The sequence below is a fragment of the Pseudomonas sp. MD195_PC81_125 genome, assembly GCF_014060985.1.
Classification (GTDB): domain Bacteria; phylum Pseudomonadota; class Gammaproteobacteria; order Pseudomonadales; family Pseudomonadaceae; genus Aquipseudomonas; species Aquipseudomonas parakoreensis.
This window is the reverse complement of sequence record NZ_JABULD010000311.1, coordinates 1-8,095: the sequence shown is the minus strand read 5'-3', so window position 1 is coordinate 8,095 and position 8,095 is coordinate 1. Positions and strand designations below refer to the sequence as shown.

Here is an 8,095-nt window from a genome sequence, read left to right as displayed (position 1 = left end):
CTCGCGAAGGCGGTCTGTCAGCCAACTTCCATGTCGGATGTGCCGGCCTCTTCGCGAGCAGGCTCGCTCCCACAGGGGATCTCCACGAATTCAATCGGTCATTTCGAGCCATGTCGTAAACGCACCTTTGTGTGGCGTCCGTAGGCATCTGGGCTGTCTGCGCCGGCCATACCATCGCATCAAAGGGCACCTCCGCAAGCCGCGTGCCTGACCAAGACGAAATGGCGCACCGACGCCGCTGGGAGAGACGCGATGTTCAGCAAGCAAGACCAGATCCAGGGTTACGACGATGCACTGCTGGCGGCGATGAATGCCGAGGAGCAACGTCAGGAAGATCACATCGAGCTGATCGCGTCGGAGAACTACACCAGCAAACGCGTGATGCAAGCGCAGGGCAGCGGCCTGACCAACAAATACGCCGAAGGTTATCCGGGCAAGCGCTACTACGGTGGCTGCGAGCATGTGGATAAAGTCGAAGCGCTGGCCATCGAACGCGCCAAGCAGCTGTTCGGCGCCGATTACGCCAACGTCCAGCCGCACTCCGGTTCCTCGGCCAACAGCGCCGTGTATCTGGCACTGATCCAGCCGGGCGACACCATTCTCGGTATGAGCCTCGCTCATGGCGGTCACCTGACCCACGGCGCGAAAGTCTCGTCCTCGGGCAAGCTCTACAACGCGGTGCAGTACGGGATCAACACCGACACCGGGCTGATCGATTACGACGAAGTCGAGCGTCTGGCCGTCGAGTGCAAACCGAAGATGATCGTTGCCGGGTTCTCCGCCTACTCGAAAACACTGGATTTCCCGCGCTTCCGCCAGATTGCCGACAAAGTGGGCGCGCTGCTGTTCGTCGACATGGCCCACGTCGCCGGTCTGGTCGCTGCTGGCCTGTACCCGAACCCGCTGCCTTACGCCGACGTGGTCACCACCACCACCCACAAGACCCTGCGCGGTCCACGTGGCGGGCTGATCCTGGCCAAGTCCAACGAAGAGATCGAGAAAAAGCTCAACGCCGCGGTATTCCCCGGCGCCCAGGGCGGCCCGCTGATGCACGTCATCGCCGGTAAAGCGGTGTGCTTCAAGGAAGCGCTGGAGCCCGGCTTCAAGGCCTATCAGCAACAAGTGATCGATAACGCCAAGGCCATGGCCAGCGTGTTTATCAAACGTGGCTACGATGTAGTGTCCGGCGGTACCGACAACCACCTGTTCCTGGTCAGCCTGATCCGTCAGGGCCTGACCGGCAAAGATGCTGACGCCGCCCTTGGCCGCGCGCACATCACCGTCAACAAGAACGCCGTGCCGAACGACCCGCAGTCGCCGTTCGTGACCTCGGGCCTGCGCATCGGCACCCCGGCCGTCACCACGCGTGGCTTCAAGGTCGCCCAGTGCGAAGCGCTGGCCGGCTGGATCTGCGACATCCTCGACAACCTCGGTGACGCCGACGTTGAAGCGAATGTGGCCAAGAACGTCGCGGCTCTGTGCGCCGACTACCCGGTTTATCGCTGAGCGGTTTGGAGTAAATGACTATGCAACGCTATTCGGGCTTCGGCCTCTTCAAACACTCCCTCAGCCACCACGAGAACTGGCAGCGCATGTGGCGCACGCCAACGCCGAAGAAGGTCTACGACGTGGTCATCGTCGGCGGTGGCGGGCACGGTCTGGCGACCGCCTACTACCTGGCCAAGGAACACGGCATCACCAACGTGGCCGTGGTCGAGAAGGGCTGGCTGGGCGGTGGCAACACCGCGCGCAACACCACCATCGTTCGCTCCAACTACCTGTGGGACGAGTCGGCGCACCTGTACGAACACGCGATGAAACTGTGGGAAGGCCTGTCCCAGGACCTGAACTACAACGTGATGTTCTCCCAACGCGGCGTCTACAACCTGTGCCACACCCTGCAGGACATCCGTGATTCCGAGCGTCGGGTCAGCGCCAACCGCCTCAACGGCGTCGACGGCGAACTGCTCAACGCCAAGCAAGTGGCGGACGAGATCCCGTACCTCGACTGCTCGAAAAACACCCGCTACCCGGTGATGGGCGCGACCGTTCAACGTCGTGGCGGCGTTGCCCGTCACGATGCCGTGGCCTGGGGCTTTGCCCGTGCCGCCGACGCCTTGGGCGTGGACTTGATCCAGCAGACCGAAGTGATCGGTTTCCGCAAGGAAAACGGCGTGTGCATCGGCGTTGAAACCAACAAGGGTTTCATCGGTGCCAAGCGTGTCGGCGTGGTCACCGCCGGCAACTCCGGACACATGGCCAAGCTGGCCGGTTTCCGTCTGCCGATCGAATCCCACCCGCTGCAGGCGCTGGTGTCCGAGCCGATCAAACCGATTATCGACAGCGTGATCATGTCCAACGCGGTGCACGGCTACATCAGCCAGTCGGACAAGGGCGACCTGGTGATCGGCGCCGGTATCGACGGCTACAACGGCTACGGCCAGCGCGGTTCGTACCCGGTGATCGAGCACACCATCCAGGCCATCGTCGAGATGTTCCCGGTGCTGTCGCGGGTGCGCATGAACCGCCAGTGGGGCGGCATCGTCGACACCACGCCGGACGCTTGCCCGATCATTTCGAAAACCCCGGTACCGAACATGTTCTTCAACTGCGGTTGGGGCACCGGCGGCTTCAAGGCCACACCTGGCTCGGGCAACGTGTTTGCCGCGAGTCTGGCCAAGGGTGAAATGCACCCATTGGCAGCACCGTTTTCCATCGACCGTTTCCACAACGGCGCACTCATCGACGAACACGGCGCTGCTGCCGTCGCCCACTAACAGGAGAAATTCCCATGTTGCATATCTTCTGTCCTCACTGCGGCGAACTGCGCTCCGAAGAGGAATTCCACGCATCCGGTCAGGCGCATATTCCGCGTCCGCTGGATCCGAACGCCTGCACCGATGAAGAGTGGGGCGACTACATGTTTTTCCGCGACAACCCGCGCGGTCTGCACCACGAGCTGTGGGATCACGTCGCCGGTTGCCGCCAGTACTTCAACGTCACTCGCGACACCGTGACCTACGAGATTCTCGAAACCTACAAGATCGGCACCAAGCCGCAATTCACCGACAAGGCTGATACGGCAAAAACAGCCACGACGGCGCTGGGAGAGAAGGTATGAGCCAGACCAATCGCCTGTCCAACGGTGGACGGATCGACCGCAACAAAGTGCTGAGCTTCACCTTCAACGGTCAGAGCTACAAAGGCTTCGAGGGCGACTCGCTGGCCTCGGCACTGATCGCCAACGGCGTCGACATCATCGGCCGCAGCTTCAAGTATTCGCGCCCCCGCGGGATCTTCGCCGCCGGTGCCGAAGAGCCGAACGCCGTGCTGCAGATCGGTGCCACCGAAGCCACGCAGATCCCCAACGTGCGCGCCACGCAACAGGCGCTGTACCAAGGCCTGGTCGCCACCAGCACCAACGGCTGGCCGAGCGTCAACAACGACATGATGGGCATTCTCGGCAAGGTCGGCGGCAAGCTGATGCCGCCGGGTTTCTACTACAAAACCTTCATGTATCCGCAATCGTTCTGGATGACCTACGAGAAGTACATTCGCAAGGCGGCCGGGCTCGGCCGTTCGCCGACCGAAGTCGATCCGGACACCTACGACTACATGAACCAGCACTGCGACGTGCTGATCGTCGGCGCCGGCCCTGCCGGTCTGGCGGCTGCCCTGGCGGCTGCACGCAGTGGTGCGCGGGTGATTCTCGCCGATGAGCAGGAAGAGTTCGGCGGCAGCCTGCTGGATTCGCGCGAAAGCCTCGACGGCAAACCGGCGATGGAGTGGGTGTCCAGCGTCATCGCTGAATTGAAGAACACTCCGGACGTGCTGCTGTTGCCGCGCGCCACCGTTAACGGTTACCACGACCACAACTTCCTGACCATTCACGAACGCCTCACCGATCACCTCGGCGACCGCGCGCCAATCGGTCAGGTGCGTCAGCGCATTCACCGTGTTCGCGCCAAGCGTGTGGTGCTGGCGACCGGTGCCCACGAGCGTCCGCTGGTCTACGGCAACAACGACGTGCCGGGCAACATGCTTGCCGGTGCGGTCTCGACTTACGTGCGCCGTTACGGCGTGGCACCGGGCAAGAAGCTGGTGCTGACCACCAACAACGATCACGCCTACCGCGTGGCGCTGGACTGGCTCGACGCTAGCCTGCAAGTGGTCGCCATCGCCGACGCCCGCAGCAATCCGCGTGGTGCGCTGGTGGAAGAGGCCCGCGCCAAAGGCATTCGCATCCTCACCGGCAGCGCCGTGATCGAGGCCCGTGGCAGCAAGCGCGTCACCGCAGCCCGCGTTGCCGCGATTGACGTCAAAGCGCACACCGTGACCAGCCCGGGCGAATGGCTCGACTGCGACGTGATCGCCAGTTCCGGCGGTTACAGCCCGGTGGTGCACCTGGCTTCGCACCTCGGTGGCAAGCCGGTCTGGCGCGAAGACATCCTCGGTTTCGTTCCGGGCGAAGCACCGCAGAAGCGTGTGTGCGTCGGCGGCATCAACGGCGTTTACGGCCTCGGTGATTCGCTGGCCGATGGTTTCGAAGGTGGCGCACGCGCGGCCAGTGAAGCCGGTTTCGGTGTGGTCGAAGGCACGCTGCCAAAAGCCCTGAGCCGTCTCGAAGAAGCGACCCTGGCGCTGTTCCAGGTGCCGCACGAGAAGGGCACCTCGCGTGCGCCGAAGCAATTCGTCGACCTGCAGAACGACGTCACCGCTGCCGCCATCGAACTGGCGACCCGCGAAGGTTTCGAGTCGGTCGAACACGTCAAGCGCTACACCGCGCTGGGCTTCGGCACCGATCAGGGTAAGCTCGGCAACGTCAACGGTCTGGCCATCGCCGCCCGTTCGCTGAACGTGACCATCCCGCAGATGGGCACCACGATGTTCCGCCCGAACTACACGCCGGTAACCTTCGGCGCCGTGGCCGGTCGTCACTGTGGGCACATCTTCGAGCCGGTGCGCTACACCGCGCTGCATCAATGGCACCTGAAAAACGGCGCCGAGTTCGAAGACGTCGGTCAGTGGAAGCGTCCATGGTATTTCCCGAAGAACGGCGAAGACATGCACGCGGCGGTGAAGCGCGAATGCAAAGCCGTGCGCGACAGCGTCGGCCTGCTCGACGCTTCGACCCTGGGCAAGATCGACATCCAAGGCCCGGATGCCCGCGAGTTCCTCAACCGCGTGTACACCAACGCCTGGACCAAGCTCGACGTGGGCAAGGCACGTTACGGTCTGATGTGCAAAGAAGACGGCATGGTCTTCGACGACGGTGTGACGGCGTGTCTGGCCGACAACCATTTCGTCATGACCACCACCACTGGCGGCGCGGCTCGTGTGCTGCAATGGCTGGAGTTGTACCACCAGACCGAATGGCCGGAGATGAAGGTGTACTTCACCTCGGTCACCGACCACTGGGCGACCATGACCCTGTCCGGGCCGAACAGCCGCAAGCTGCTCAGTGCCGTGACCGACATCGATCTGGCCAACGAAGCGTTCCCGTTCATGACCTGGAAAGAAGGTCTGGTTGGCGGTGTGCCGGCGCGGGTGTTCCGTATCTCGTTTACCGGTGAACTGTCGTACGAAGTCAACGTCCAGGCCGACTATGCAATGGGCGTGCTGGAGAAAATCGTCGAAGCCGGCAAGCAGTACAACCTGACCCCGTACGGCACTGAAACCATGCACGTCCTGCGCGCCGAGAAGGGTTTCATCATCGTCGGTCAGGACACCGACGGCTCGATGACTCCGGACGACCTGAACATGGGCTGGTGCGTCGGTCGCACCAAACCGTTCTCGTGGATCGGCCAGCGCGGCATGAACCGTGAAGACTGCGTGAAGGATCAGCGTAAGCAACTGGTGGGCCTGAAGCCGATCGACCCGAATGTCTGGCTGCCGGAAGGCGCGCAACTGGTGTTCAACACCAAGCAGGCGATCCCGATGACCATGGTCGGCCACGTGACCTCCAGCTACGCGCACAACTCCCTCGGTTATTCGTTTGCCATGGGTGTGGTCAAGGGCGGTCTGAAGCGCATGGGCGAGCGGGTGTTTGCACCGCTGGCCGATGGCAGCGTGATCGAGGCAGAGATCGTTTCTTCGGTGTTCTTCGATCCGAAGGGGGATCGGCAGAACATCTGACAGCTTCGAACCCTGTGGTGTGGCGGATATCGCCTTCGCGAGCAAGCTCGCTCCCACAGGTTTCGGGTTGTTAATGGAATTTGTGTCAGGCATCAGTCCCCTGTGGGAGCGAGCTTGCTCGCGAAGGCGGCAGTGCAGCCACCACAAGGACCGGACCAACAGAATTGAGATAGGTGCTTTATGACCACAGCCAATGTTTACCAACAACGCCCGACCACCGGTGCCCGTGCCGAGTCGTCGCTGCACCATGCCGACCTCGCCAGCCTGGTCGGCAAGGGGCGCAAGAACGCCGGCGTCATCGTGCGTGAAAAGAAACTCCTCGGTCACCTGACGATTCGTGGCGATGGTCACGATGCCGCGTTCGCCGCCGGCGTGCACAAGGCCCTCGGCATTGAGTTGCCCGGCGCCCTGAGCGTGATCGTCAAAGGCGAAACCAGCCTGCAATGGATGGGCCCGGACGAGTGGCTGCTGATCGTGCCAAGCGGTGAAGAATTCGCCGCCGAACAGAAACTGCGCGAAGCGCTGGGCGACCTGCACATCGCGATCGTCAACGTCAGCGGCGGCCAGCAAGTGCTCGAACTGAGCGGGCCGAACGTGCGTCAGGTGCTGATGAAATCCACGAGTTACGACGTGCACCCGAACAACTTCCCGGTCGGCAAAGCAGTGGGCACGGTGTTCGCCAAGTCGCAACTGATGATTCGCCACACCGCTGAAGACACCTGGGAACTGCTGATCCGCCGCAGCTTCTCGGATTACTGGTGGTTGTGGTTGCAGGATGCTTCGGCCGAGTACGGCCTCAGCGTGCAGGCCTGACCTGCTGTGACTGCTTTGTGGTGAGGGGATTCATCCCCGATGGGCGGCGAAGCCGCCCCAGACCAGTCGCTGCGGTTTATCTGTCAGTTCCCGTACACAGGTTTTGCGACTGCTTCGCAGCCGATCGGGGATAAATCCCCTCGCCACAAGCAGTTCAGCATAGCCACAGAGTTCACTCTGCTCACAGATGTTGAAACAGGAGTCACCGCACCATGAGCCGCGCCCCAGACACATGGATTCTGACCGCCGACTGCCCCAGCGTGCTTGGCACGGTGGACGCGGTGACGCGTTTTCTGTTCGAGCAGGGTTGCTACGTCACCGAGCACCATTCGTTCGATGACCGGCTCTCGGGTCGCTTCTTCATTCGCGTGGAATTCCGTCAGCCCGACGGCTTCGACGAACAGTCCTTCCGCGCCGGCCTCGCCGAGCGTGGTCAGGCGTTTGGCATGATCTTCGAGCTGACTGCGCCGAACTACCGGCCGAAAGTGGTGATCATGGTCTCCAAGGCCGATCACTGCCTCAACGATTTGCTCTACCGCCAGCGCATCGGCCAGTTGTCGATGGACGTGGCGGCGGTGGTGTCCAACCATCCGGACCTCAAGCCGTTGGCCGACTGGCACCAGATTCCCTACTACCATTTCCCCCTCGACCCCAACGACAAGCCGTCGCAGGAGCGTCAGGTGTGGCAGGTGATCGAAGAGTCCGGCGCCGAACTGGTGATCCTCGCCCGCTACATGCAGGTGCTGTCACCGGAGTTGTGCCGCAAGCTCGATGGCAAGGCGATCAACATCCATCACTCGTTGCTGCCGGGGTTCAAGGGTGCCAAGCCGTATCACCAGGCCTACAACAAGGGCGTGAAACTGGTCGGCGCCACGGCGCATTACATCAACAACGACCTCGACGAAGGGCCGATCATCGCCCAGGGTGTCGAGGCCGTGGATCACAGTCATTACCCGGAAGATTTGATCGCCAAGGGCCGTGATATCGAGGGCCTGACCCTGGCCCGGGCCGTGGGTTATCACATCGAAAGACGGGTGTTTTTGAACGCTAACAGAACCGTTGTTCTTTAGATCGCCATCGCTGGCAAGCCAGCTCCCACAGGGATTTGTGTCGTACACAATTTTTGAGTTCCACCCCGAAAACCCGT

At 62.1% G+C, this 8,095-nt stretch carries 6 protein-coding genes; all 6 read left to right on the top strand.

Annotation, left to right across the window (positions count from 1 at the left end; translation table 11 throughout):
- The first annotated feature begins 252 nt into the window (after positions 1-252).
- The 6 genes from glyA (at position 253) to purU (ending at position 8,018) form a co-directional block, all read left to right on the top strand.
- On the top strand, positions 253-1,506 hold the full coding sequence (gene glyA / locus HT737_RS13085; protein WP_041069902.1) for a serine hydroxymethyltransferase: 1,254 nt from the start codon (positions 253-255) through the stop codon (positions 1,504-1,506).
- Between the two features lie 20 nt (positions 1,507-1,526).
- Complete coding sequence (locus HT737_RS13080) at positions 1,527-2,777, top strand: sarcosine oxidase subunit beta (RefSeq protein ID WP_003206307.1); 1,251 nt, start codon at positions 1,527-1,529, stop codon at positions 2,775-2,777.
- Positions 2,778-2,791: 14 nt separating this feature from the next.
- Complete coding sequence (locus HT737_RS13075) at positions 2,792-3,121, top strand: sarcosine oxidase subunit delta (protein WP_003228964.1); 330 nt, start codon at positions 2,792-2,794, stop codon at positions 3,119-3,121.
- On the top strand, positions 3,118-6,135 hold the full coding sequence (locus HT737_RS13070; protein ID WP_182402789.1) for a sarcosine oxidase subunit alpha: 3,018 nt from the start codon (positions 3,118-3,120) through the stop codon (positions 6,133-6,135). The genes HT737_RS13075 and HT737_RS13070 overlap by 4 nt, the downstream gene beginning before the upstream one ends.
- Positions 6,136-6,315: 180 nt before the next feature.
- The gene (locus tag HT737_RS13065) at positions 6,316-6,948 is read left to right on the top strand and encodes a sarcosine oxidase subunit gamma (RefSeq protein ID WP_034155013.1); all 633 of its coding nucleotides are present in this window, start codon (positions 6,316-6,318) and stop codon (positions 6,946-6,948) included.
- Between the two features lie 212 nt (positions 6,949-7,160).
- On the top strand, positions 7,161-8,018 hold the full coding sequence (purU, locus tag HT737_RS13060; protein ID WP_008086918.1) for a formyltetrahydrofolate deformylase: 858 nt from the start codon (positions 7,161-7,163) through the stop codon (positions 8,016-8,018).
- Positions 8,019-8,095: the final 77 nt, after the last annotated feature.

Excerpts from the sequence above, each read along its gene's own strand:
- glyA (WP_041069902.1), top strand. The coding sequence starts at position 253 with ATGTTCAGCAAGCAAGACCAGATCCAGGGTTACGACGATGCACTGCTG.
- HT737_RS13080 (WP_003206307.1), top strand. The coding sequence starts at position 1,527 with ATGCAACGCTATTCGGGCTTCGGCCTCTTCAAACACTCCCTCAGCCAC.
- HT737_RS13075 (WP_003228964.1), top strand. The coding sequence starts at position 2,792 with ATGTTGCATATCTTCTGTCCTCACTGCGGCGAACTGCGCTCCGAAGAG.
- HT737_RS13070 (WP_182402789.1), top strand. The coding sequence starts at position 3,118 with ATGAGCCAGACCAATCGCCTGTCCAACGGTGGACGGATCGACCGCAAC.
- HT737_RS13065 (WP_034155013.1), top strand. The coding sequence starts at position 6,316 with ATGACCACAGCCAATGTTTACCAACAACGCCCGACCACCGGTGCCCGT.
- purU (WP_008086918.1), top strand. The coding sequence starts at position 7,161 with ATGAGCCGCGCCCCAGACACATGGATTCTGACCGCCGACTGCCCCAGC.